21 protein-coding genes and 1 pseudogene are annotated in these 23,118 nt (G+C 66.9%); 10 read left to right on the forward strand and 12 right to left on the reverse strand.

Annotation, left to right across the window (positions count from 1 at the left end; translation table 11 throughout):
• Nucleotides 1-12 precede the first annotated feature (12 nt).
• Nucleotides 13-495 carry an NUDIX domain-containing protein gene (locus ACX28W_RS05975; RefSeq protein WP_458997685.1) on the forward strand — a complete coding sequence of 161 codons (483 nt, stop codon included), beginning with the start codon at nt 13-15 and terminating at the stop codon, nt 493-495.
• 48 nt (nt 496-543) lie between these two features.
• Here the strand turns inward: ACX28W_RS05975 and ACX28W_RS05980 are convergent, their stop codons facing one another.
• Together ACX28W_RS05980 and ACX28W_RS05985 are read right to left on the reverse strand one after the other, a co-directional pair.
• Nucleotides 544-2,208, reverse strand: a complete 1,665-nt coding sequence (locus ACX28W_RS05980; RefSeq protein ID WP_458997686.1) for a globin domain-containing protein — start codon at nt 2,206-2,208, stop codon at nt 544-546.
• A 398-nt stretch (nt 2,209-2,606) separates the two neighbouring features.
• Nucleotides 2,607-3,239 (reverse strand): HAD family hydrolase, encoded by a 633-nt coding sequence (locus ACX28W_RS05985; protein ID WP_458997687.1) that lies wholly within the window; start codon nt 3,237-3,239, stop codon nt 2,607-2,609.
• 174 nt (nt 3,240-3,413) lie between these two features.
• On the opposite strand from ACX28W_RS05985, the pseudogene ACX28W_RS05990 reads away from it, so the two are divergent.
• Nucleotides 3,414-3,551, forward strand: a pseudogene (locus ACX28W_RS05990) (GNAT family N-acetyltransferase); the annotation flags it as partial.
• Nucleotides 3,552-3,726: 175 nt separating this feature from the next.
• Here ACX28W_RS05990 and ACX28W_RS05995 read toward each other — a convergent pair.
• Complete coding sequence (locus ACX28W_RS05995; protein WP_458997688.1) at nt 3,727-4,149, reverse strand: GlcG/HbpS family heme-binding protein; 423 nt, start codon at nt 4,147-4,149, stop codon at nt 3,727-3,729.
• Nucleotides 4,150-4,240: 91 nt separating this feature from the next.
• Nucleotides 4,241-5,449, reverse strand: coding sequence for an MFS transporter (locus ACX28W_RS06000; RefSeq protein ID WP_458997689.1), 1,209 nt, complete (start codon nt 5,447-5,449; stop codon nt 4,241-4,243).
• Nucleotides 5,450-5,591: 142 nt separating this feature from the next.
• Here ACX28W_RS06000 and ACX28W_RS06005 point away from each other — a divergent pair, with 142 nt between their 5' ends.
• Both ACX28W_RS06005 and ACX28W_RS06010 read left to right on the forward strand, forming a co-directional pair.
• Nucleotides 5,592-6,050 carry a MarR family winged helix-turn-helix transcriptional regulator gene (locus ACX28W_RS06005; RefSeq protein ID WP_458997690.1) on the forward strand — a complete coding sequence of 153 codons (459 nt, stop codon included), beginning with the start codon at nt 5,592-5,594 and terminating at the stop codon, nt 6,048-6,050.
• A 41-nt stretch (nt 6,051-6,091) separates the two neighbouring features.
• Nucleotides 6,092-6,520 carry a GNAT family N-acetyltransferase gene (locus ACX28W_RS06010; protein WP_458997691.1) on the forward strand — a complete coding sequence of 143 codons (429 nt, stop codon included), beginning with the start codon at nt 6,092-6,094 and terminating at the stop codon, nt 6,518-6,520.
• A gap of 69 nt (nt 6,521-6,589) precedes the next feature.
• Here the strand turns inward: ACX28W_RS06010 and ACX28W_RS06015 are convergent, their stop codons facing one another.
• Both ACX28W_RS06015 and dnaB read right to left on the reverse strand, forming a co-directional pair.
• Nucleotides 6,590-7,975 (reverse strand): serine hydrolase domain-containing protein, encoded by a 1,386-nt coding sequence (locus tag ACX28W_RS06015; RefSeq protein WP_458997692.1) that lies wholly within the window; start codon nt 7,973-7,975, stop codon nt 6,590-6,592.
• Between the two features lie 88 nt (nt 7,976-8,063).
• Nucleotides 8,064-9,539 carry a replicative DNA helicase gene (gene dnaB, locus ACX28W_RS06020; RefSeq protein ID WP_458997693.1) on the reverse strand — a complete coding sequence of 492 codons (1,476 nt, stop codon included), beginning with the start codon at nt 9,537-9,539 and terminating at the stop codon, nt 8,064-8,066.
• Nucleotides 9,540-9,989: 450 nt separating this feature from the next.
• Between dnaB and ACX28W_RS06025 the strand changes: the two genes are divergently transcribed.
• Nucleotides 9,990-11,336 (forward strand): MATE family efflux transporter, encoded by a 1,347-nt coding sequence (locus ACX28W_RS06025; RefSeq protein WP_458997694.1) that lies wholly within the window; start codon nt 9,990-9,992, stop codon nt 11,334-11,336.
• Between the two features lie 208 nt (nt 11,337-11,544).
• On the opposite strand, the gene rplI is transcribed toward ACX28W_RS06025, so the two are convergent.
• The 4 genes from rplI to rpsF form a co-directional block, all read right to left on the reverse strand.
• Nucleotides 11,545-11,991 carry a 50S ribosomal protein L9 gene (gene rplI / locus ACX28W_RS06030; RefSeq protein ID WP_458997695.1) on the reverse strand — a complete coding sequence of 149 codons (447 nt, stop codon included), beginning with the start codon at nt 11,989-11,991 and terminating at the stop codon, nt 11,545-11,547.
• Nucleotides 11,992-12,009: 18 nt separating this feature from the next.
• On the reverse strand, nt 12,010-12,246 hold the full coding sequence (gene rpsR / locus ACX28W_RS06035) for a 30S ribosomal protein S18 (protein ID WP_003949403.1): 237 nt from the start codon (nt 12,244-12,246) through the stop codon (nt 12,010-12,012).
• A 57-nt stretch (nt 12,247-12,303) separates the two neighbouring features.
• On the reverse strand, nt 12,304-12,909 hold the full coding sequence (locus ACX28W_RS06040; RefSeq protein WP_458997696.1) for a single-stranded DNA-binding protein: 606 nt from the start codon (nt 12,907-12,909) through the stop codon (nt 12,304-12,306).
• 75 nt (nt 12,910-12,984) lie between these two features.
• Entirely contained in the window at nt 12,985-13,275 is a 291-nt protein-coding gene (gene rpsF / locus ACX28W_RS06045) for a 30S ribosomal protein S6 (RefSeq protein WP_006604399.1), read from the reverse strand.
• Between the two features lie 296 nt (nt 13,276-13,571).
• Between rpsF and ACX28W_RS06050 the strand changes: the two genes are divergently transcribed.
• From ACX28W_RS06050 to ACX28W_RS06060, 3 genes are all read left to right on the forward strand, one after another.
• Nucleotides 13,572-13,886: a hypothetical protein gene (locus ACX28W_RS06050; RefSeq protein ID WP_458997697.1), complete on the forward strand. Its 315-nt coding sequence runs from the start codon at nt 13,572-13,574 to the stop codon at nt 13,884-13,886.
• A 193-nt stretch (nt 13,887-14,079) separates the two neighbouring features.
• A complete protein-coding gene (gene femX, locus ACX28W_RS06055) occupies nt 14,080-15,201 on the forward strand; it encodes a peptidoglycan bridge formation glycyltransferase FemX (protein ID WP_458997698.1) in 1,122 nt (373 codons plus the stop codon).
• A 152-nt stretch (nt 15,202-15,353) separates the two neighbouring features.
• A complete protein-coding gene (locus tag ACX28W_RS06060) occupies nt 15,354-16,385 on the forward strand; it encodes an alanine racemase (protein ID WP_458997699.1) in 1,032 nt (343 codons plus the stop codon).
• A gap of 153 nt (nt 16,386-16,538) precedes the next feature.
• Here the strand turns inward: ACX28W_RS06060 and ACX28W_RS06065 are convergent, their stop codons facing one another.
• Nucleotides 16,539-18,053, reverse strand: coding sequence for a glycosyltransferase family 87 protein (locus ACX28W_RS06065; protein ID WP_458997700.1), 1,515 nt, complete (start codon nt 18,051-18,053; stop codon nt 16,539-16,541).
• A 164-nt stretch (nt 18,054-18,217) separates the two neighbouring features.
• On the reverse strand, nt 18,218-20,854 hold the full coding sequence (locus tag ACX28W_RS06070) for a transglycosylase domain-containing protein (RefSeq protein ID WP_458997701.1): 2,637 nt from the start codon (nt 20,852-20,854) through the stop codon (nt 18,218-18,220).
• Between the two features lie 372 nt (nt 20,855-21,226).
• On the opposite strand from ACX28W_RS06070, the gene ACX28W_RS06075 reads away from it, so the two are divergent.
• Both ACX28W_RS06075 and ACX28W_RS06080 read left to right on the forward strand, forming a co-directional pair.
• Complete coding sequence (locus ACX28W_RS06075; protein ID WP_458997702.1) at nt 21,227-21,910, forward strand: PadR family transcriptional regulator; 684 nt, start codon at nt 21,227-21,229, stop codon at nt 21,908-21,910.
• A gap of 44 nt (nt 21,911-21,954) precedes the next feature.
• Complete coding sequence (locus ACX28W_RS06080) at nt 21,955-23,037, forward strand: inositol-3-phosphate synthase (RefSeq protein ID WP_362071310.1); 1,083 nt, start codon at nt 21,955-21,957, stop codon at nt 23,035-23,037.
• The last annotated feature ends 81 nt before the right edge of the window (nt 23,038-23,118 follow it).

The following is a 23,118-nucleotide window of genomic DNA, read 5'->3' on the forward strand; positions in this document are numbered from 1 at the left end:
CACATTTCTCCCATGACCGTCCGACCCGTGGTCAAGCGCACCGCCCGCGCCATCCTGCTCGATGGCGATGACCTCATTCTGATCAAACGCACCAAGCCCGGCGTCGATCCCTACTGGCTGACTCCGGGCGGCGGGGTCGAGCCCGATGACACGACTGTCGTCGACGCGCTCCATCGTGAGGTGCACGAGGAACTCGGCGCCAAGATCACCGACGTGGTGCCCTGCTTCGTCGACACCGTTGAGCACATCGGCGACGACGGCGGGGCGACCGGCGTGAAGGTGCAGCACTTCTTCGTCTGCCGCCTGGAGTCCATGGATCCGGCCCTGCGGCACGGCCCCGAGATGGACGAACCCTGCGGCGAGTACGAAATCGTGCGGATTCCGTTCACCCGGGTCGGGATCGCCTCCGTCCACCTCGTGCCGCTGTCCTTGCGGCACTATCTCGACGGGAACATCGAGGGCGTGCGGGCGATGCACGCGCCCGACCTGGGGTGAAGACCTTCTCTTACGGGGCTCGCGGCTCGTGTTGATGGGGCGGCGCCGTCAGTCCCCGGCGGCGACGAGTTCCTCGACGGAGTCGTGGCGTATACGGTCCGACGGAATGCCGATGTCCTTCAAGGCGTCCACCCCGCTGCGGATCATGCCGGGCGGGCCGGAGAGATAGGCGTCGTACTCGTTCCACGGTCCGTACTCGCGTACAACGTCGGGCAACTGGAGATGGGCCTGCTGGTCGACCACCGGGCGCACGGCGAGCCAGGAGTGGCTCTGCTGCAGCCGCAACATGGTGTCGATGTCGTACAGATCATGACCGGTGCGGGCGCCGTAGAAGACCTCGACCGGGCGTCGTTCCCCGTGCTCGGCAACATCCTCGACCAGCGCCTTGATGGGCGCGATACCGGTGCCGCCGCCCAGACAGAGGAGTCCGCTGTCGGTGGTGTGGTCGACGGTCATCGATCCGGCCGGCGGACCGAGCCGGATGATGTCGCCGGGACGGGCGCGATGCACCAGCGCGTTGGACACCCAGCCCGCCGGAACCGCCTTCACATGGAACGACAGCAGCCCGTCGGACCGGGGGGCCGAGGCGAACGAGTAGTGCCTCCATATACGCGGCCACCACGGTGTCTCCAGGCTCGTGTACTGCCCGGCGAGGAATGGGTACGGCTGGTCCGGGCGGACGGTGATGACAGCGATGTCCTGGGTCCTGAGATCGTGCGCGACCACCTCGGCATGCCACCAGGCCGGCGCTCGCAGTTCGTCGGAGGCCGCCGCGTCGATCATGACTTGGGAAATCGTCGTATATGCGCGGATCCAGGCCGCCTCGGTCTCCGCGTCCCAGATCGCCGAGGCGAACCGGCTGAGCGAGCCGATGAGGCACTCGCCGACGGCCGGATAGTGCTCGGGCCGAGTGCCGTACTTGCGGTGACCACGGCCGAGGTTCTGCAGATAGTCGACGAGAACCGGGGTGTTGTCGATGTGCTCGGCGGCGGTGAGCAGCGCTTTGAGCAGCCGGTCCCGCTGCGTATCCATCGCGGCGGGGAACAGCGACCGCAGATTCGGGTGGCGCACGAAGAGCAGCGCATAGAAGTAGGAGGTGACCTTGTCGGCGACGGGGCCGACCTCGGCCATGGTCCGGCGGATGAGCACGGCGTCGGGGGACGGCTCCGGAGTGGGGACGGACCTTTGGGCGGGCACCCGCGGCTCCGGCGCATGTACGCGCGGCTCCGGCAACCGCGGCTCCTGGGCGGGCACTCTCGTGGCGGGACCGAGGTCGGGCTGCTGCCTGCCAGGAGCCTGCTGCTCCCTGCCGAGGTTCGTCCGCTCCTGTCCAGGACCGGACCACTCCCGGCCGGCATCGACCTGCGAAAGGCCATGATCGGACTGGGTGGGATCTGACTGCGGCCGTACGGCTTCGTGGGCGATCTCCGGCTCGGAGCGCCGAGCGTCAGCGGGCGTGGCCTCATGAGGAGTCGGTGCTGCTTCCACGGCCGGGGATATTCGTTCCTGCTCCGGCGTTGCGCGGCCTGCGGTCGGCCGGCCGACCGGGCGCATCGCTGCCAGACGGCGACCGTCAGCGGACTCCCGCTCTCCACCGGATGGCGCCGGATCTTTGCGCGGCGTGAACCAGCCGCCCCCGCTGTGCCCTCCGGAAGTGCCGTTGTCGGCCGACGTGGTGGTCGGAGCGTCCATGGTGTGCCTCGCCTCGAGCATCTTTCGGTCGGTCTGCGCACCTCCGCGGTCGGAAGATGCCTAATTTCCCCCGTAGATGGCTTGCTTTCCTGCCCCGTTCAGCCCCCACCGGCCGATGCGGCCACATTCAACCCGGATTCCACTGCTGTACGGACAAGTAAGGAGAGAGTGTGACATTGGACGCACTTCTCTCATTGCAGCATCCCACTCCGCGTCAACCCCCGGCCGCATAACGGAATATGCGGGTCTTCGATCTCTCCGTCCCGTTAAGCTGCATTGGCCTGCGTTCGTGCCCCCACGAGACGTGCACACATCACGGCGGACGCGAACCGGAGTCGACCATACCGGCAGCCGCCCCAGGCACAAGTCCCCCCTTCCTTCATCACGAATTTGATGCCCTCGAACATCAATTGCCGCCATTACAGAGCGCGTCGGACCAACTCATAGGCATCCCACAGATCCCGCCCTATGTAGGAGTGGGTGGCGAGGCCTGCCAGGTGCCGATCCGCATTGACGGCGACGGACACCGGCACCGCTTCGAACAGGTACTTGTCCGACAGCGAGTCGCCATAGGCAACACAATCGGCCCGTGTCACCCCGAACTCTTCACAGAGACGATCCGCGATCTGCACCTTCGCCGCGGCGCTGAGAACGCCGCCGAGGTCCACGGGCTCAGTGAAGGGCACAGCAGGGAAGCGCGATCCATATGCCGCATGCGCACCCCAGCCGGTCAGTCGCTCCACGAAGAAGGAGGGCGAAAGCGAGACGACGGCGCAGTAGTCGCCGTTGCCTCTGATCTCGGCCCAGACGTCCTCGATGCCGGACAACCACGGCGCCCCCTCGAAGGCCGCCGCCACATGCGCCTCCGTGAGATCCGCCCATAGGGCGTACACCTGCGTCGCGTACTCCGGCGGGCCTATCGTCCCTGCCGAGATGGCCTGATCAAGCGCGATGGTCTCGGCCTCCACTCCGAGCTGCCGCGAGATCTCCACAGGCGCCGAACTCCCGTGGAGCAGCGTTCCGTCAAGGTCGAACAGATGAATGCGCGCCATGTGAGCCGAGGCTAGCGGGGTGCCTCGTGTCCCCTCTGCCGGGTAGCCCATACAAGGTCCACCCGTCGGTTTTCGCTGTTTCACGTGAAACGTCTGTCCACGCACCGCACGAAGCACATGACCTGGCCAAAAGTGCATACGCCTGCGGGCAGACAGCTCGGCCGGAACAGGCTACGGATCGACGACCCCGAGGGTGGCCTCATCACCACGTGCGTCGTAACCGAGTACGGGGCACCCGCAAGGCCCGATCTAGGAGCGATCGGCATAGTGCTGGTCGCCGAGCGACATGCCCGCCAGGGTGTCGGCCGACAGCCACCGCCGAGGGCCTCACCGCACACCGACTGCCGGCTGCGCACCGACATCGACGTACGGCACGAAGAGCTGCTGTTCTGAGTGAAGAACCACCGGCCTCCCACACCCCTCGTGCCGCAGCGAAGCGCCGGTCCCCGATATCTGCTGGGGGCCGGCGCTTCACTGCGGGGTGCGGTCAGGCGAGCGCCTCCACGGCGGCGATGGCAAAGCCGTGGTCCTGCTCGGGCGCACCGCCGCCGACCCCGATCGCCCCGATGAGGCGGCCGTCGCGGTGAACCGGCACACCGCCCGCGATGAACAGGAGTGGCCGGTCAAGCGCCGTGGGCAGGGTGTGGAAGACGCCGCCGGGCTGGACCGCGTCGACGAGGTCAGCGGTGGCGGAGTTCAGCTGGAGCGCCGTGTAGGCCTTGCGGGTGCTGGTCTCGCCGGAGATCAATACGGCCCGGTCGTCTCGCCGGAAGGTGAGCAGATGGCCTCCTGCGTCGAGAACGGTGACGCTGACCGTGATCCCAGCGGCTTCGGCGGCACGGCGGGCAGCGGAGACAAGAAGCTCTGCGTCTTGCGTGGTCAGTGGTGCGACGGCAGTGGTGGTGCTCATGGGGGGCTTTCTCCTTGGGGGCGGTGCTCAACCGTGGTCGGTCAATGGGCTGTGCTCGGTCATGGACGGTGGGTGGTTGTCATTCAGTGGCTCAGTGGTGCACTGCAGGCCGCTGCTCGGCGGGCGTACCGCTGGCGATGACGGCACTGGGGGCACCCGTACGGCGCTCCAGAGCGGCCGAGAGGACGGCGAGGACCAGGGCACCCGCCGCGAGGATGGCGCCGACCCAGTTGGGGGCGGTGTAGCCCAGGCCCGCGGCGATGACCAGACCGCCGAGCCAGGCCGAAAGGGCGTTGCCGAGGTTGAAGGCGCCAATGTTCACGGCCGAGGCCAGTGTGGGGGCGCCGTGCGCCTGGTCGAGGACGCGCTTCTGCAGCGGCGGCACGGTCGCGAACCCGAGGGCGCCGATCAGAGCGATCGTGACGGCCGCGAGGATCTTGTGGTGCGCGGTCACGGTGAACAGCGCGAGCACTACGGCGAGGCTGCCAAGAGACACGTACAGCATCGGCATCAGCGCGCGGTCGGCGAACTTGCCGCCGATGAGGTTTCCGCCGACCATGCCGAGGCCGAACAGAACCAGCAGCCAGGTGACGGAGCCGTCGGCGAAACCGGTGACATGCGTCATCATCGGCGCGATGTAGGTGATGGCGGCGAAGACTCCGCCGAAGCCGAGAACAGTCATCGCCATGGCGAGCAGAACCTGAACGTTCTTGAAGGCGGCGAGCTCGTGACGGAGGTGCACGCCTGCCGGCTTCGGCAGTTCGGGGACCAGCCTGGCGATGCCCAGCAGACCGACCACGCCGAGCGCGGCAACGCCGGCGAAGGTGACACGCCAGCCCACGGACTGCCCGATCAGCGTGCCCAGGGGGACACCGACGACATTGGCGATGGTGAGTCCGCTGAACATCATGGCGATCGCGCCGGCCTTCTTCTCGGGCGCCACCAGTTCGGCGGCGACGACCGAGCCGATGCCGAAGAAGGCTCCGTGGGCGAGCGAGGCGACGACCCGGCCCGCCAGCATCAGCCCGAAGACCGGGGCGACGGCGGAGAGCAGATTACCGAGCACGAACAACCCCATCAGCAACATCAGCATCCGCTTGCGGGACACCTTCGTGCCGAGCGCGGTCATGATCGGGGCACCGATCACCACGCCAAGGGCATAGCCGGTCACCAACAGTCCGGCAGTGGGGATGGAGACTCCGAAGTCACTGGCGACCTCGGGCAGCACGCCCATGATCACAAACTCGGTGGTTCCGATTCCGAAGGCCCCGATCGCGAGGGCCAGAAGCGCGAGAGGCATGGTGGGGTGCACCTTCCCAGACGATTGCAGGAGCGCTTTACGTGCACTCACAATACTTGCAGACGCGGGTTAAATGCAAGAGCGGACTATTGCGTCGATGTTCTATCCTTGAGCCAGCCGCTCCGGGACGGAGGAACACGCCATGACAGCCACGGACCCCGCACTCACCGCCCTTGCTCAGGGCTGGTGCGCACTCTCTCTGCTGCACGGGAGGATCGAGGCCCACATCGAGCGCGCTCTGCAGGCCGGGCACGTCCTGAGTGTGCGGGAGTACTCCTTGCTCGACGTGCTCAGCCGACAGCACGACGGCGAGGGCGGCCATCTACAGATGAAGCAGGTCGCGGACGCGGTCGTGCTCAGCCAGAGCGCCACCACCCGGCTCGTCACCCGGCTCGAGGACCGCGGGCTGCTTTCCCGCTATCTGTGCCCGACCGACCGTCGCGGCATCTACACGAACGTCAGCGAAGCAGGCCTCAAGCTCCTCGACGAAGCGCGGCCCACCAATGACGCCGCCCTGCGCGAGGCGCTCGACGAAGCGGCCAAGAACCCCGAGTTGGCCCCGCTGGTCCGCGTCGTGGAGTCGGCTGGCGTGCCGGTATAGGAGCACAGGGACGGCATTCCGTGCCTGTATAGGGTGCGGTCATGGGAGATCTTGAAATACGACCGGCCGTCGCGAACGACATCGCTGCCATCGTTGCGATGCTCGCCGACGATCCACTCGGCGCCCAGCGGGAGTCGCCGGACAATCTGACCCCATACCTGGCGGCGCTCGAGCAGCTCAGCCGCGACCCGAACCAGCACCTTGTCGTCGCCGTGCGCCATGAACGTGTCGTCGGCACCCTGCAACTCACGATCATTCCCGGGCTGTCACGCAAGGGCTCGACCCGCTCCCTCATCGAGGGCGTACGCGTCCACGGTGACGAACGCGGCAGTGGCCTCGGCACCAGGCTCATCGAGTGGTCGATCGACGAATCCCGGCGCCGGGGCTGCCAATTGGTCCAATTGACCTCCGACGCGAGCCGCACCGACGCCCACCGGGCCTCACACGTGGGCTTCAAGTTGGCGCTCTGAGCGCATCCCTCGTCCACTCCGAGGCGGCCTGTTTCACGTGAAACAGGCCGCCTCGCGTCGTAGCGGTGCCTACTGGATCCCTCGCCAGCCCCCGGGATCCACCCCACCGGGCACAGGAGCGTCCTCACCGTACGGCTGACGGGTGAAGACGAACGACCCTAGGTCCAGATGACTCAAGGACCCGTCCGGGCGCCGCACGGCCCGCAGCGGCTCCCCTGCGTAGTACCCATCGAGCCCCGTCCAGGTCCCGTCACCGTTCGCCCGGAAACGAGACCGGCGGCCACCCCCCGACAGCGGGACCAACTCGACCAGACCGTCAGCCGTCAGGCGCAGCGCGCACGCCTGAGTGCCCCAATGCCAGGGTCCCGCCATCTCCAGTACAGAGTGGTCGACTTCGCGCGCCGGGCGCCATGGCTCGGGGATCCGGGGCTCGGCCTCGGCGACGATCCGTACGAGATCGGTGGCCACTGTCAGCGGTCGCGGACCGGAGGTGCAGTTCGACAGAACCACCGCAGCCACGTCGTCCTCCACTCCGATCACGAGGGCCGCCATGAAGCCGGGCAAGGAACCGGAATGTCCCACGAGAATCCGGCCGTCCCGATGCAGAACCTGCAAGCCCAGGCCATAGGCCTCTCCGGACGCCAACTCCTCGGCCTCCGGAGGAGCCGCGGGTGAACGCATCTCCAGGAGCGACTCCGCGCTGAGCACCCGTTCATCACCCTGGACCAGGAAGACGGCGAAGCGTGCCAAGTCACCCGTGGTGGACCACAGTTGTCCGGCCGGAGCCATCCGGCCGAGATCCTCGACGGGCTCCGGCATCATGACGTCCGCCCAGGGATGCACGGCCCAGCCGCCCGCATGGGGTGCCTGCGGGCGCCCGTTCGTCCGGTGCAGGCCCAGCGGTTCGAGCACCTCGCGCTGCAGGACCTCTTCCCAGGGGGCTCCCCTCAGTTCCTCGATCAGAGCGCCGAGCAGGGTGTAGCCGGGGTTCGAGTAGTGGTGCCGTCGGCCGGCGGGATGCAGAAAGGGCCGTTCGCCGAGTACGTCGGCGAGCTCGGGGCGCAGCGAGCCGGGTGTGCGCTCCCACCAAAGACCTGGCGTCTCGGCCGCCAACCCCGCGGTGTGCGCGAGCAGTTCAGCAATCGTGGCCTCCCCCGCGCCAGTGCCCGGCAGGTGCTTCTCCAGCGGGTCACCCAGGTCGAGCAGCCCCTCGTCGCGCAACCGCAGCACCAGCACGGCGGTGAAGGTCTTGGTGATCGAGCCGATCCGGTACTGCACGTTCTCGTCCGGCCCGTGCCCGTCCACCGATGTGCGCGACCCGTGCCACACCGGCTCCCCGCCCCGGACGATCGCCGCGATCAGCGACGGCGCGCGCCCCTCGGCCTGAGCGGCGGCGATACGGTGCATCAGCGTTCGGCGTGTGGTCGGCAGCAACTCTTCCTGAGGTGGTGTCATGCCCCCAGTCCACCTGGCCCGGCACCTCGCGTCGAGTCCATTTCGCATGCGAACCGCATGTCCCCTGGGCCCACGCCAAGAAGCCGGATCAGGTCTGTGCCATGTCCACGAAGCGCGAGTAGTGGCCCTGGAAGGCCACGGTGATCGTGGCCGTCGGGCCGTTACGGTGCTTGCCCACGATGATGTCCGCCTCACCCGCGCGCGGTGACTCCTTCTCGTACGCGTCCTCGCGGTGCAGCAGGATCACCATGTCGGCGTCCTGCTCGATCGATCCGGACTCACGAAGGTCGGAGACCATGGGCTTCTTGTCTGTGCGCTGCTCGGGGCCACGGTTGAGCTGCGACAGTGCGATCACCGGGAGCTCCAGCTCCTTGGCCAGCAGCTTCAGGTTTCGCGACATGTCGGAGACCTCCTGCTGTCGGCTCTCGGACCGCTTGCCGCCGGACTGCATCAGCTGCAGATAGTCGATGACGACGAGCTTCAGGTCACTGCGCTGCTTGAGGCGGCGGCACTTGGCGCGGATCTCCATCATCGACAGGTTCGGGGAATCGTCGATGTAGAGCGGCGCGGCCGAGACGTCCGGCATCCGGCGCGCGAGCCGGGTCCAGTCCTCGTCGGTCATCGTGCCGGATCGCATGTGGTGCAGGGCGACGCGGGCTTCGGCGGACAGCAGACGCATCGCGATCTCGTTGCGCCCCATTTCGAGCGAGAAGATCACGCTGGGCATGTTGTGCTTGATCGAGCAGGCTCGCGCGAAGTCCAGTGCCAGGGTGGACTTACCCATGGCCGGACGCGCGGCGATGATGATCATCTGGCCCGGGTGCAGCCCGTTCGTGAGCGAGTCGAGGTCGGTGAAGCCGGTCGGCACTCCGGTCATCTCCCCCGACCGCGAGCCGATCGCCTCGATCTCGTCGAGCGCGCCCTCCATAATGTCACCGAGCGGCAGATAGTCCTCGGTGGTGCGCTGCTCGGTAACCGCGTAGATCTCGGCCTGAGCGCTGTTGACGATCTCGTCGACGTCGCCGTCGGCCGCGTATCCCATCTGCGTGATGCGCGTGCCCGCTTCGACCAGACGGCGCAGGACCGCACGCTCGTGGACGATCTCCGCGTAGTACTCGGCGTTCGCCGCCGTGGGGACCGTCTGGACGAGGGTGTGCAGATACGACGCCCCGCCGACCTTGGTGATCTCGCCTCGCCTGGTGAGCTCGGCGGCGACGGTGATCGGGTCGGCCGGTTCACCCTTCGCATACAGGTCGAGGATCGCCGTGTAGATCGTCTCGTGCGCGGGGCGGTAGAAGTCGTGGCCCTTGATGACCTCGACGACATCGGCGATGGCATCCTTGGACAGGAGCATGCCACCGAGGACGGACTGCTCGGCGTCCAGATCCTGCGGCGGCACGCGCTCGAAGGACGAACCTCCGCTCTCCCACGGCCCGTTGTCCCGGTCGCGGTCGTGCTGTTCGTCGCGACCCCGGCCACCATCGCGGCCCCGACGGGAAGATGGCAGACGATCACTGGGACCGCTGTCGGCCCACGGGTCGTCCAAGGGCTCGGAAATGCTCACCGAGCCACCTCCTCCCGTCCGCCGAGCGGACCTAACCGTGCTCTTTAGTTCTACGGCACGGCACTGACAAATAAGAGGCCCAACTCCGCTTCTGACGCGTCGGTTTTGCGAGCTTTCCGAGGGCGATGGAGAGAGTGAGCGACGCCCCACGTTAGGCCTGCAGGCACCGTCAGCCAATCTGGTTATCCACAGGCCATGTGGACGACGGCCCGGATGCTGTGGAGAACCCCGCGAAACCTGTGCACGACCCGGTGGACAGGCCTGTGAACAAGCCCTCAGTGACCCGGAAGAATCGGCTCTGACCTGCCACTTTCCCGTCCACCGGCTGTGCAGAAGAAAAACTTTCCCAGTCGGGCCAAGATCCCTGCAAGCAGTGCGCTGCGACACGCCCAGCGCAACAGATTGTAAGGACCTCAGGCACCTTGCATCTCTTACCTGTGGAAGATTAGATTGGTGCTCATGACACAGGCTCCCGCGACGCCCAGGGCCGCCCGACGCCGGCACGACCGAGAGATCGTCGCGCTGGCCGTTCCGGCCTTCGGCGCACTCGTCGCCGAGCCTCTCTTTGTGATCGCCGACAGCGCCATTGTCGGCCACCTGGGCACCGCGCAACTGGCCGGTCTCGGCGTCGCCTCCGCCCTTCTCATGACAGCCGTCAGTGTCTTCGTCTTCCTCGCCTACGCCACCACCGCGGCCGTCGCCCGTCAGGTCGGCGCGGGTGATCTGCCCGCCGCCATCCGTCAGGGCATGGACGGCATCTGGCTGGCGCTGCTGCTCGGCACCGCCGTCATCGCGGCTGTCCTGCCCTCGGCGCCCGCTCTGGTGGAACTCTTCGGCGCCTCGCACACCGCAGCCCCGTACGCGACCACGTATCTGCGCATCTCGTCGCTCGGCATCCCCGCGATGCTCATCGTGCTCGCCTCCACGGGGGTCCTGCGCGGGTTGCAGGACACGAAGACGCCGCTCTACGTCGCCGTCGCGGGCTTCGTCGCCAACGCCGGGCTCAACGCGGGCCTTGTCTACGGCGCCGACCTGGGCATCGCGGGATCCGCCTGGGGCACCGTCATCGCCCAGTTCGGTATGGCCGCGGTTTACCTGTTCGTCGTCGTCCGCGGAGCCAGGAAGCACGGTGCCTCGCTACGACCGGACGCCACCGGGATACGGGCCTGCGCCCAAGCAGGTGCACCCCTGCTCGTGCGCACGCTGTCGCTGCGAGCGATCCTCATGATCGCGACCGGCGTCGCAGCCCGCCTGGGGGACACCGACATCGCCGCGCACCAGATCATCATGGGGCTGTGGAGCCTCCTCGCCTTCGCGCTCGACGCGATCGCCATTGCCGGGCAGGCCATCATCGGGCGTTATCTCGGCGCGAACGACATTCAAGGGGCTCGCGAGGCCTGCCGCCGGATGGTCCAGTGGGGCATCGCCGCCGGTGTCGTCCTCGGCCTGTTGGTGATCGCCGCCCGCCCGCTCTTCCTTCCCTTGTTCACCAGCGATTCGGCCGTCCAGAACACGGCGCTTCCCGCTCTGGTCCTGGTAGCAGTGTCGCAACCGATCAGCGGGATCGTCTTCGTCCTGGACGGGGTCCTGATGGGCGCGGGGGACGGGCCGTACCTGGCCTGGGCAATGCTGCTCACCCTGGCGGTCTTTACTCCGGTCGCACTGCTGCTGCCCGCGCTCGGCGGCGGGCTCACCGCACTCTGGGGAGCGATGACGCTGATGATGGCGGTAAGGATGCTGACCCTGTGGCTACGCTCCCGCTCGGGCCGCTGGATCGTCACGGGCGCGACACGCTGAACAAGCCGCCCGACCAAGCGGGTTGACCGAGCAAGCTGACCGTTTCTGTGAAACCCACCCCCCGTTTCACGTGAAACCCCGCCCTCCCTGACCCGCCGCCCGCCTTCCCTGAACCGCCGCTTCTCCTGAACCCCCGTTTCACGTGAAACGAAGAAGGGCCGCACCCCAATGGGTACGGCCCTTCTCTCAGCTATGCCGAGCGCAGCGATCAGGCCGCGATGACCTCGATGTTGACCTTGGCGGCAACCTCGGGGTGCAGACGCACGGACGTCTCGTGGGCGCCCAGGGTCTTGATCGGCGCGCCGAGCTCGATGCGGCGCTTGTCGACCTCGGGGCCACCGGAAGCCTTGATCGCGGAAGCGATGTCGGCCGGGGTGACGGAACCGAAGAGACGGCCGGCGTCGCCGGAGCGAACGGCCAGACGGACCTTCACGCCCTCGAGGCGGGCCTTGATCTCGTTGGCCTGCTCGATGGTCGCAATCTCGTGGATCTTGCGAGCCCGACGAATCTGCTCGACGTCCTTCTCGCCGCCCTTGGTCCAGCGGATCGCAAAGTTCCGCGGGATCAGGTAGTTGCGAGCGTAACCGTCCTTGACGTCGACGACGTCGCCCGCAGCACCGAGGCCGGAGACCTCGTGGGTGAGGATGATCTTCATGTGTCAGTCACCCTTCCCTTATCGCGCGGTGGAGGTGTAGGGCAGCAGCGCCATCTCACGGCTGTTCTTCACGGCCGTGGCGACGTCACGCTGGTGCTGCGTGCAGTTGCCGGTCACGCGGCGGGCACGGATCTTGCCACGGTCGGAAATGAACTTCCGCAGCATGTTCGTGTCCTTGTAGTCCACGTACGTGACCTTGTCCTTGCAGAAAGCGCAGACCTTTTTCTTCGGCTTGCGCACAGGCGGCTTCGCCATGGTGTATCTCCTGTGTGATCAAGAAGTGGGGGTACGGCCCACCCTCGGCCCGGGGGCCTAGAAGGGGGGCTCGTCCGAGTAGCCGCCGCCAGAGCCGCCGGAGGAACCGCCGGAGCTTCCGCCCCAGCCGCCACCGCCGCCGCCCTGGTTGCCACCACCAGCGGGAGCGCTGGTCGCCCAGGGGTCGTCAGCGGGAGCACCGCCGCCGCCCTGCTGACCGCCGCCGGGGCCACCGCCCCAGCCGCCGCCCTGCTGGCCGCCGCCACCGCCGCCGCTGTAACCGCCCTGGCCACCTCGACCGGTGGTCTTGGTGACCTTGGCCGTGGCGTTCTTCAGGCTGGCGCCGACTTCCTCGACGTCCAGCTCGTAGACCGTGCGCTTGACGCCCTCACGGTCCTCGTAGGACCGCTGCTTCAGCCGGCCCTGCACGATGACGCGCATGCCTCGCTGGAGCGACTCGGCGACATTCTCCGCCGCCTGACGCCAGACCGAGCAGGTCAGGAACAGGCTCTCGCCGTCCTTCCACTCATTGGTCTGACGGTCGAAGGTGCGGGGAGTGGACGCGACACGGAACTTCGCGACCGCCGCACCGGAAGGGGTGAAGCGCAGCTCGGGGTCGTCGACAAGATTGCCGACGACCGTGATGACGGTCTCGCCTGCCATGGGGGTACCTCTCGGCGGGTTTGCTGCTGGCTGCTTGCTGCTACTCGATGCCCGAGATCAGCTGAGCTGGAGAGCTCAGTGGGTCTCGGGACGGAGGACCTTGGTCCGGAGGACCGACTCGTTCAGGTTCATCTGGCGGTCGAGCTCCTTGACGACCGCAGGCTCGGCCTGCAGGTCGATGACCGAGTAGATGCCCTCAGGCTTCTTCTTGATCTCGTAGGACAGACGACGACGGCCCCAGGTGTCGACCTTCTCGACCTTTCCGTTGCCCTCACGGACGACGGAGAGGAAGTTCTCGATCAGCGGGGAGACAGCGCGCTCTTCGAGATCGGGGTCGAGGATGACCATCACTTCGTAGTGACGCATGTGGAACCCACCTCCTTTGGACTCAGCGGCCACGGTCGTTCCGTGGCAGGAGGGTTGTGATGCGTACGCAACGGTATCGGCCGCCACTGACAACGGGGCTTCCCGATCGGGGATCCGAACGGGAAGACCTGTCGTGGCTTGTCGAGGCCTGGCATGGCCTGGGCAGACACCGGTGCAGAGGGTACAGAGTACCCGCACACCCGCTTCCGGTTGAAATCCGGCCGGGGTGACCGTCAATCTGTACACATCGGGTGTGTATGGCGCTACGATGCGCCGCCTTCCGCAGGAGGTGCCCCATGGCACAGACAATGCGACCCACCATCGCCGGCTCCCTGCTCGCGACGGACCACAAACGCCACCTTCTCCAGGACACGCTGCTCGCGGTGACCCTGGTGCTCGGCGCGACGGCTTTCATCACGGCACAGTTCCACAGCCTGCATCTGATCAGCTCTTGGACGGGACTGCTGGGCATCATCACCGGTGCCAGCGGCCAGTTCATCTCGGAGACGACCCGGGAGCGCTTCGGGCTGATCCTGGGTCTCGGTGCCTCGGCCTTCGGCTTCTTCCTCGGTATGTCACAAGGCGGTCTCTTCGGCGGTCTCATCGGCTGAGGCCGCCGACCCGACGGGCACGAATGTCCGCCCGGGTTGACCGACACAACACCCCATAACGTCCTGACCACGCATCGGTCCGGACGCAGGATCCATACGGCCAGACGGGGCGCTCGCAGGGCGCAGTAGGCTTCGGCGCGAGAGCCGGAGCCCCTGTACCCATGGGGACACACCAGCCCGAGGAGCGCCCCGAATGAGCCTGACCCTGAGGACCATCAGCCGAGAGCAGCATCTGGCATACATCCAGAGCCTGCCTTCGGCGAGCCACATGCAGGTCCCGGCCTGGGCTGATGTCAAGGCGGAGTGGCGCTCGGAGAGCCTCGGCTGGTTCGACGACAGGACCGGCGAGATGGTCGGCGCCGGGCTGGTGCTGTACCGCCAGCTGCCCAAGATCAAGCGCTATCTCGCCTATCTGCCCGAGGGCCCGGTCATCAACTGGTACGCGCCGAACCTCGACGAGTGGCTGCAGCCGATGCTCGCGCACCTCAAGCACCAGGGCGCCTTCTCCGTGAAGATGGGCCCGCCGGTGATCATCCGCCGCTGGGAGGCCACCTCCATCAAGGGCGGCATCCAGAACCCGGACGTGAAGCGACTGCGCGACATCGAGGCGGACTTCATCGAACCGCGCGCTTTCGAGGTCGCCGACAAGCTGCGCCGCATGGGCTGGCAGCAGGGCGAGGACGGCGGCGCGGGCTTCGGCGACGTACAGCCCCGCTACGTCTTCCAGGTGCCGCTGGCGAACCGCTCCCTGGAAGAGGTGCACAAGAACTTCAACCAGCTGTGGCGCCGCAACATCAAGAAGGCCGAGAAGGAAGGCGTCGAGGTCGTCCAGGGCGGCTATCACGACCTTGAGGAATGGCAGCGGCTGTACGAGATCACGGCCATCCGCGATCACTTCCGGCCCCGCCCGCTGTCGTACTTCCAGCGCATGTGGACGGCCCTCAACACCGAGGACCCCAACCGGATGCGGCTCTATTTCGCCCGGCGCGACGGCGTGAACCTGTCCGCGGCGACGATGCTGGTCGTCGGGGGGCACGTCTGGTACTCGTACGGTGCCTCGGACAACATCGGACGTGAGTTCCGGCCCTCGAACGCGATGCAGTGGCGGATGCTGCGCGACTCGTACGCCCTTGGGGCGACCGTCTATGACCTGCGCGGCATCTCCGACTCGCTGGACGAGACCGACCACCTTTTCGGCCTGATCCAGTTCAAGGTGGGCACGGGTGGGCAGGCAGCCGAGTACCTCGGAGAGTGGGACTTCCCGCTGAACAAGCTGCTTCACAAGGCGCTCGACATCTATATGTCGCGCCGCTGAGCCAGTCCGAAACAAGCCCCCCACCGCGTCCCGAACCGCATGTCGAGCCACTGATCCGGCCCGGTATCGCCACGTCGGCCCGGCGGATCCGCCACAATTTCCTTTCATACCTCTGATACACCGCAGCCACGAGAAAGGTTCCGGGACCGGCCATGGCGCTCACGCTCTACGTCGACACCGCGCGCTGGCGGGCACACCACAAGCAGGTGTCCGAGCAGTTCCCGGGGCTGGTCCCCGTCTGCAAGGGCAACGGCTACGGCTTCGGCCACGAGCGGCTCGCGGACGAGGCCACCCGCCTGGGCTCGGACGTCCTCGCTGTCGGCACCACGTACGAAGCCGCCCGGATCAAGGACTGGTTCGGCGGCGACCTGCTGGTCCTGACGCCGTTCAGGCGGGGCGAGGAGCCCGTGCCGCTGCCCGACCGTGTCATCCGCTCGGTGTCGTCCATCGACGGCGTGTACGGCCTCGTGGGCGCCCGTGTCGTCATCGAGGTGATGTCCTCGATGAAGCGGCACGGCGTGAGCGAGCAGGAACTGCCGCATCTGCACTCCGCCATAGAGAACGTCCGGCTGGAGGGCTTCGCCATCCACCTGCCGCTGGACCGCACCGACGGCTCCGACGCCGTCGAGGAGGTCATCGGCTGGATGGACCGGCTGCGCGCCGCCCGCCTGCCGCTGCACACGATGTTCGTCAGCCACCTCAAGGCCGCGGAACTCGCGCGGCTGCAGCAGCAGTTCCCGCAGACCCGCTTCCGGGCGCGGATCGGCACGCGGCTGTGGCTGGGGGACCACGAGGCGACCGAGTACCGCGGGGCCGTCCTGGACGTCACGCGCGTCTCCAAGGGCGACCGCTTCGGCTACCGGCAGCAGAAGGTGGCCTCCGACGGCTGGCTCGTCGTCGTGGCGGGCGGTACGTCGCACGGAGTAGGGCTGGAGGCTCCCAAGGCGCTGCACGGCGTCATGCCGCGCGCCAAGGGCGTCGCCCGCGCCGGCCTCGCCACGGTCAACCGGAACCTTTCTCCGTTCGTCTGGGCGGGCAAGCAGCGCTGGTTCGCCGAGCCCCCGCACATGCAGGTTTCGATCCTTTTCGTGCCTGCCGACGCCACGGAACCTAAGGTCGGCGACGAGCTCGTGGCCCATCTGCGGCACACCACCACGCAGTTCGACCGCGTCGTCGAACGCTGACGTCAGGGTCGTACGCCCCAGTACCCCTCCGAACCCCTCCGAACCCCTCCGACAGCCCAAAGGCCGTACACGGACCCCGTGTACGGCCTTTCGTGTGGCGTTCCCTAAGACCTGCTCACAGACCTGCTCACACCCTGCACGCGCACTGTTCGCTCAGGGCGAACCGCCCCCCGCGGCCGGCGCGGACGAACCCTGGGTGCCCCACTCCACCGGCGGCCCGTCGAAGTGGGCCGCATGCCGCGGCGGATGGGCCGCCGCGCCGAACACGAACACGTCCTCCGCACCGTCCAGGACACCGCCCGACGGATCGTCGTCGCCGGCCTTGCGCACCATGTCCCGCTCCGGCATGAAAATGTCGCGCACGACCACGGCGCACAGGTACAGCGTCCCCAGCAGATGGGCGGCGATGGCGATCTGGTACCCGTCGGTCGGCAGGCCCTTGTGGGCGTCCCCGCTGGTCGTGTACGCGAGGTACATCCAAATCCCCAGGAAGTACGCCACCTCGCACGCCTGCCAGATCAGGAAGTCCCGCCAGCGCGGCCGGGCCAGCGCGGCGAGGGGGACGAGCCACAGTACGTACTGGGGCGAGTAGACCTTGTTGGTGAGGATGAACGCGGCGACGATCAGGAAGGCGAGCTGGGCGAAGCGCGGGCGGCGCGGGGCGGTGAGCGTGAGCGCGGCGATGCCCGCACAGACGAGCACCATCATGACCATCGCCAGCGTGTTCGCCATGTCGGAGGTGATCGTGACCTTCCACCAGTTCGAGACGAACAGGAAAACCGAACCGAAGTCGATGCCCCGTTCGCGACTGAAGCTGTAGAACTTCGCCCAGCCTTCCGGGGCGAGGTACATCACCGGAAGGTTCACCACGAGCCAGGCCCCGACGGCGCCCATGAGCGCGTTCCCGAACTCGCGCCACTTGCCGGCCCGCCAGCACAGCACGAGAAGCGGACCCAGCACCAGGAACGGATAGAACTTGGCGGCCGTGGCGAGTCCGATCAGGATGCCGAAGGCGAGCGCACGGCCCCGCGACCACATGAGCATCGCCGCGGCCAGCAGGGCCACGGCGAGGAGGTCCCAGTTAATGGTGGCCGTCAGCGCGAAAGCGGGCGCGAGGGCGACCAGGAGGCCGTCCCAGGGGCGCCTGCGGTGAATGCGCGCGGTGCATACGGCGATGACCGCCGCGCACACCATGAGCATCCCGGCGTTGACCATCCAGTAGATCTGCTCCTGGTCCTGGATGCTGCCGCCGCCCGGCGTGAGCCAGGCCGCCACCTCCATGAACACACCGGTCAGCACGGGGTACTCGAGGTAGTCCATGTCGCCGGGGAGCTTGTCGAAGTACGGCACGAGACCGTCGGCGAATCCGCGCCCCTGGTACAGGTGCGGGATGTCCGAGTAGCAGGCGTGGGTGTACTGCGAGCTGGCCCCGAAGAACCAGCCGCCGTCGTAGCACGGCAGCTTCTGCACCATGCCGAGGGCAAACATGCCGATCGCGATGAGCGCGACGACCCGTACGGGGGTCCACCAGGACGTCCCGAACAGGGCCCTTCGTCCGATGGGGCCGCCGATCAGCTCACTTCCGGCCGCGGCGACCTCGTCCTCCTTGGTCGGCCGCACCGGCTCCGGCTCGCGCACGCTCGCTCGCGTCGTCTCTGCACTGGGCATGGCGCACATCCTGCCGTACGGAGCTGAGAGTGCGGAGTGCGGCAACCGATGCCTTCCCCACTCCCCACCGCTTGTGATCAAGACCACATGACGTCCCGGACATGGCACAGGGGCCGTCAGCCAAAGCTGACGGCCCCTGTTTCTTCGGACTCCGCGTCTATCGCTCAGCCCGTGGGTCCTCCGAAGAGGCTGCCGTTGGCATTACCTCTGGTATTTCCATTGGCGGTGTCGGTCGCCGTGGGCGTGGGCGATACGTCTCCGGTCGGATCACCGGTTTCGGTGCCCCCCGTTTCCGTACCGCCGCTGTCATCGCAGTTCCAGTCGAACTTGCCGCAGGACTCGCTCGCCGAGGGCGAGGGACTGGCCTCGGACTCGCTGGCCGTGATGCTCGGCGTCGGGCTCGGCTCCTCCGACTCCGTGACCGACGGGGTCACGCTCGGGCTCGGGGAGTCGTTGACGATCTCGCCGATGTCCTCGGCCTCTGGGAAGGGCTCATGTTCGGAGTTCTTGAGGGCCTCGGCCATGTAGTCCTTCCAGACCTGGGCCGGAATGTCACCACCGTGGATGGACTCCACACCGCCGGTGCCGTTCATGGAGAGCAGCTTGCCCTTGTCCGGGTCCGTCCTGAACAGGGTGACGGCCGTGGACAGCTCCCTGGTGTAACCGACGAACCACGCCGACTTGTTCTTGTCGGTCGTACCGGTCTTGCCGGCCACGGGGAATCCGATGTCTGCGACCTTCTTGCCGGTGCCGTTCTTGACGACGTTCTCCAGGACGTCGGTCACGTTGTCGGCGACCTTCGCGTCCATCGCGGTCTGCTTCGCGGGGGGCTTGAACTGCGGGAGCGTCTCACCGTCCTTGATCACCTTGGTGACCGAGTACGGCTCGTAGTGCGTCCCCGACGCGGCGAAGGTGCCGTACGCGTCGGCCATGCGGATGGCGCTGGGGGTCGAGGTGCCCAGCGAGAAGGACACGTTGTTGATATTCCCCTTGTCGAAGGAGTCCGGCAGGATGCCCATCGACTCCGCGACCTTCTGGGTCGTTTTGAGACCCACGTCGACGCCCAACTGCGCGAAGGGCGAGTTGATGGACTGTTCCATGGCCTTCTTGAGGGTCACCATCCCCCAGGCCGTGGTTCCCTCGTTCTTCTGACGGAACGGCTTGCCGTTGGATCCCATGATCGGATCGCCGTTCTGATCCTTGATCACGAGGAGGTCGTTGCCGTTGTAGCGGCTCATCGGCGAGAGGGGCTCCCCGTCGCTGGCGACGGTTCCGTACTCCATCGCGGAGGCCAGCACGATGGGCTTCCAGGTCGAGCCGACCGGCACACCCGTCGTATTGGCGTTGTTGGAGTAGTGGCCCTTGTCGAAGCCGGCGCCACCGTAGAGCGCCACGATCGCGCCGCTCTTCGGATCGACCGAGGCCGCGCCGAACTGCACGTTCTTGTCGGTCTTGGGGCGCTTCTTGGCGTCGAGGAAGCTCTTCTCCGTCGCCTTGACGGCCTTGGTCAGCTCGTTGACCTTCTTCTTGTCGAAGGTCGTGTAGATCCGGTAGCCGCCCTGCTCCAGTTGCTCCTGGGTGATGCCGGTCTTCTTCGCGACGTATTCCTTGGCGATGTCGACGAGATAACCGGTCTGTCCGGACAGGGTCGAGGTCAGCTTCTTCAGCTTGGGGAAGCTGCCGACCTTGTCCCGCTCGGCCTGGGTCATGTTCCCGACCGTGACCTCACGGTCCAGAATCCACTTCCAGCGTTCCTTGACCCGCTCCGTGTTGAGCGCCTGCGTGGCGTTCTCCCCGACACCACCGTCGGGGTTGTACAGGTTCGGCCCCTTGAGGACGGACGCGAGGAAGACGCACTGCTCGGTGGTGAGGTGCTTCGAGTCCTTGCCGAAGTAGGACTGGGCGGCCGCCTGGATGCCGTAGGAGTTGCGGCCGTAGTAGGCGGTGTTGAGGTAACCCTCGAGGATTTCGTCCTTGCTCAGCTTGGAGCCCACCTTGATGGAGATGAAGAGCTCTTTGAACTTGCGGGTGACGGTCTGGTCCTGGCTCAGGTACGTGTTCTTCACGTACTGCTGAGTGATGGTCGAGCCACCCTGTGTCTCACCGCCCCGGGCCATGTTGAACAGAGCCCGGCCGACACCCATCGGGTCGACGCCCCTGTCCGTGTAGAAGGACGCGTTCTCGGCGGAGACCACTGCCTTCTGCATGGCCTTGGGGATATCCCCGATCTTCACGTTCTGCCGGTTCGTGTCCCCGCCGGTCGCGGCCATCTGAGACCGGTCGGACCAGTAGAAGACGTTGTTCTCGGCCGCGGCGGCCTTGTTCGCGTCCGGGATGCCCACCATGGCGTACCCGATGCCTGCCGCGACCATCAGCCCGCCCATGAAGCTGAGGAACGTACCCGTCACCAGCTTCCAGGACGGAACCCAGCGTGCGGCTCCATACTTGCCCGCGCGCGGGTAGTCGATGAGGCGCTTCTTGACGGGCCCCGAGGGCCGGCCGCGGCCACGCCCAGGACCGGACGGGCCGCCGGGATCACCGCGGCGACCGCCGGGCCCCGCGGCGTCGGCGCCTCTGCGCCGGCTGCCACCACTACTGCTTCTCTGCGCCGCCCGCCGGGCCTCGGCACGGCTGGCGTACGGGCGCTCCTCTTCACCCCCCGACTCATGGGAGTCGGAGGGTGACCCGGTGGCGCCTCGCGGTGCCGCGCGGCGGCCGGAGGACGGGCCGGGCTGGCCGCGTCGTGCCGCGGCGCGTCCGCCGCCTTGCGGCTGCGGCGGTTTGCGACGGTGCTCGCTCATCGAACGATTACTCCTCGGGCAGGCGCACCCGTGCGCGCCTGGAAACGGCGGCTGGTTTCCGGTCCCCCCGAAGTACGGATGTGGTCGTGTGCATATTCACCCGTACTGCACCGAGGACGAAGACGTCCCCAGGCGTCACTTGGTTCCCGGTGGTCTGCATGCCGCACAGACTACGCACCGTCAAAACCCACTGAGAGCCGAAGTTCACCCCAAATCAGGCAACTCGCTTCGTATGAATCGGTGATGTGACGCCGTTCACCGTGATCACTCTTGCCGCATCCGCAGGGGCGTTCTATCGTGCTGATGTATCGAGTCGATACATCAGCTCGGCATAAGACCGTGCCGGGGAGGCTGCGGCAGAGAGGAGGCGACATGAGCCGGCGTTCCGGGATCCTCGAGTTCGCCGTACTCGGCCTGCTCCGCGAGTCCCCGATGCACGGCTACGAGCTGCGCAAACGTCTCAATACGTCACTGGGTGTGTTCCGTGCGTTCAGCTACGGGACGCTCTATCCCTGCCTCAAGACGCTGGTCGCCAACGGCTGGTTGATCGAGGAGCCGGGGAATTCCCCTGAGGACGCCCTTGCCGCTCCACTCGCAGGGCGTCGCGCCAAAATCGTCTATCGGTTGACGGCGGAAGGTAAGGAGCACTTCGAGGAACTGCTCTCGCAGACGGGTCCCGATGCGTACGAGGACGAGCACTTCGCCGCTCGCTTCGCCTTCTTCGGGCAGACGTCGCGTGACGTGCGCATGCGCGTGCTCGAGGGCCGCCGCAGTCGGCTCGAGGAGCGCCTGGAGAAGATGCGCGCCTCTCTGGCACGCACCCGGGAGCGCCTCGACGACTACACCCTTGAGCTCCAGCGCCACGGAATGGAGTCCGTGGAGCGCGAAGTGCGCTGGCTGAACGAGCTCATCGAGAGCGAGCGCGCAGGACGGGACGTCAAAGGTTCCGCCCCCGAGGGCTCCGCTCAGCAGAACAGCACATCTGGAGAGACGGGCGGCCTGCCCCGGCACCGGGACACCACCCGGCCGGATCCGTCCGACGACACCACCACGTGAGGTCCAGTCGGGGCTTCACCTCGTACACACAGGGAGCAACCGGAATGGGTTCGGTTCGCGTAGCCATCGTCGGCGTAGGCAACTGCGCCGCCTCGCTGGTGCAGGGCGTCGAGTACTACAAGGACGCCGACCCGGCGTCCAAGGTCCCGGGTCTGATGCACGTCCAGTTCGGCGACTACCACGTCGGTGACGTCGAGTTCGTCGCCGCCTTCGACGTCGACGCGAAGAAGGTCGGCCTCGACCTCTCCGACGCCATCGGTGCCAGCGAGAACAACACCATCAAGATCTGCGACGTCCCGAACAAGGGCGTCACGGTCCAGCGCGGTCACACCCTCGACGGTCTCGGTAAGTACTACCGCATGACCATCGAGGAGTCCGCAGAGGAGCCCGTCGACGTCGTCCAGATCCTCAAGGACCGCCAGGTCGACGTCCTCGTCTGCTACCTGCCCGTCGGTTCCGAGGACGCGGCGAAGTTCTACGCCCAGTGCGCCATCGACGCCAAGGTCGCCTTCGTCAACGCCCTCCCGGTCTTCATCGCCGGCACCAAGGAGTGGGCGGACAAGTTCACCGAGGCGGGCGTCCCGATCGTCGGCGACGACATCAAGTCGCAGGTCGGTGCGACCATCACGCACCGTGTGATGGCGAAGCTGTTCGAGGACCGCGGTGTCCGTCTTGAGCGCACCATGCAGCTCAACGTCGGCGGCAACATGGACTTCAAGAACATGCTCGAGCGCGACCGCCTCGAGTCCAAGAAGATCTCGAAGACGCAGGCCGTCACCTCGCAGATCCCCGACCGCGACATGGGCGAGAAGAACGTCCACATCGGTCCCTCGGACTACGTGGCCTGGCTCGACGACCGCAAGTGGGCGTACGTCCGCCTCGAGGGCCGTGCCTTCGGCGATGTCCCGCTGAACCTGGAGTACAAGCTCGAGGTCTGGGACTCCCCGAACTCGGCGGGTGTCATCATCGACGCCCTGCGCGCCGCGAAGATCGCCAAGGACCGCGGCATCGGCGGCCCGATCCTGTCGGCGTCCTCGTACTTCATGAAGTCCCCGCCGGTTCAGTACTTCGACGACGAGGCCTTCGCCAATGTCGAGAAGTTCATCAAGGGCGAGGTCGAGCGCTAAGACTCTGGTCTGACTCGCTGGTCTGACTCGGCTGTTGAGGGTCTCCGGGCATCGCGCCCGGGGACCCTCCCCCTATGTGAG

This window comes from Streptomyces sp. SD15, assembly GCF_054462255.1.

Coding starts and splice junctions, on each gene's coding strand:
- ACX28W_RS05975 (WP_458997685.1), top strand. CDS start 13: ATGACCGTCCGACCCGTGGTCAAGCGCACCGCCCGCGCCATCCTGCTC.
- ACX28W_RS05980 (WP_458997686.1), bottom strand. CDS start 2,208: ATGCTCGAGGCGAGGCACACCATGGACGCTCCGACCACCACGTCGGCC.
- ACX28W_RS05985 (WP_458997687.1), bottom strand. CDS start 3,239: ATGGCGCGCATTCATCTGTTCGACCTTGACGGAACGCTGCTCCACGGG.
- ACX28W_RS05995 (WP_458997688.1), bottom strand. CDS start 4,149: ATGAGCACCACCACTGCCGTCGCACCACTGACCACGCAAGACGCAGAG.
- ACX28W_RS06000 (WP_458997689.1), bottom strand. CDS start 5,449: ATGCCTCTCGCGCTTCTGGCCCTCGCGATCGGGGCCTTCGGAATCGGA.
- ACX28W_RS06005 (WP_458997690.1), top strand. CDS start 5,592: ATGACAGCCACGGACCCCGCACTCACCGCCCTTGCTCAGGGCTGGTGC.
- ACX28W_RS06010 (WP_458997691.1), top strand. CDS start 6,092: ATGGGAGATCTTGAAATACGACCGGCCGTCGCGAACGACATCGCTGCC.
- ACX28W_RS06015 (WP_458997692.1), bottom strand. CDS start 7,975: ATGACACCACCTCAGGAAGAGTTGCTGCCGACCACACGCCGAACGCTG.
- rplI (WP_458997695.1), bottom strand. CDS start 11,991: ATGAAGATCATCCTCACCCACGAGGTCTCCGGCCTCGGTGCTGCGGGC.
- rpsR (WP_003949403.1), bottom strand. CDS start 12,246: ATGGCGAAGCCGCCTGTGCGCAAGCCGAAGAAAAAGGTCTGCGCTTTC.
- ACX28W_RS06040 (WP_458997696.1), bottom strand. CDS start 12,909: ATGGCAGGCGAGACCGTCATCACGGTCGTCGGCAATCTTGTCGACGAC.
- rpsF (WP_006604399.1), bottom strand. CDS start 13,275: ATGCGTCACTACGAAGTGATGGTCATCCTCGACCCCGATCTCGAAGAG.
- ACX28W_RS06050 (WP_458997697.1), top strand. CDS start 13,572: ATGGCACAGACAATGCGACCCACCATCGCCGGCTCCCTGCTCGCGACG.
- femX (WP_458997698.1), top strand. CDS start 14,080: ATGAGCCTGACCCTGAGGACCATCAGCCGAGAGCAGCATCTGGCATAC.
- ACX28W_RS06060 (WP_458997699.1), top strand. CDS start 15,354: ATGGCGCTCACGCTCTACGTCGACACCGCGCGCTGGCGGGCACACCAC.
- ACX28W_RS06065 (WP_458997700.1), bottom strand. CDS start 18,053: ATGCCCAGTGCAGAGACGACGCGAGCGAGCGTGCGCGAGCCGGAGCCG.
- ACX28W_RS06070 (WP_458997701.1), bottom strand. CDS start 20,854: ATGAGCGAGCACCGTCGCAAACCGCCGCAGCCGCAAGGCGGCGGACGC.
- ACX28W_RS06075 (WP_458997702.1), top strand. CDS start 21,227: ATGAGCCGGCGTTCCGGGATCCTCGAGTTCGCCGTACTCGGCCTGCTC.
- ACX28W_RS06080 (WP_362071310.1), top strand. CDS start 21,955: ATGGGTTCGGTTCGCGTAGCCATCGTCGGCGTAGGCAACTGCGCCGCC.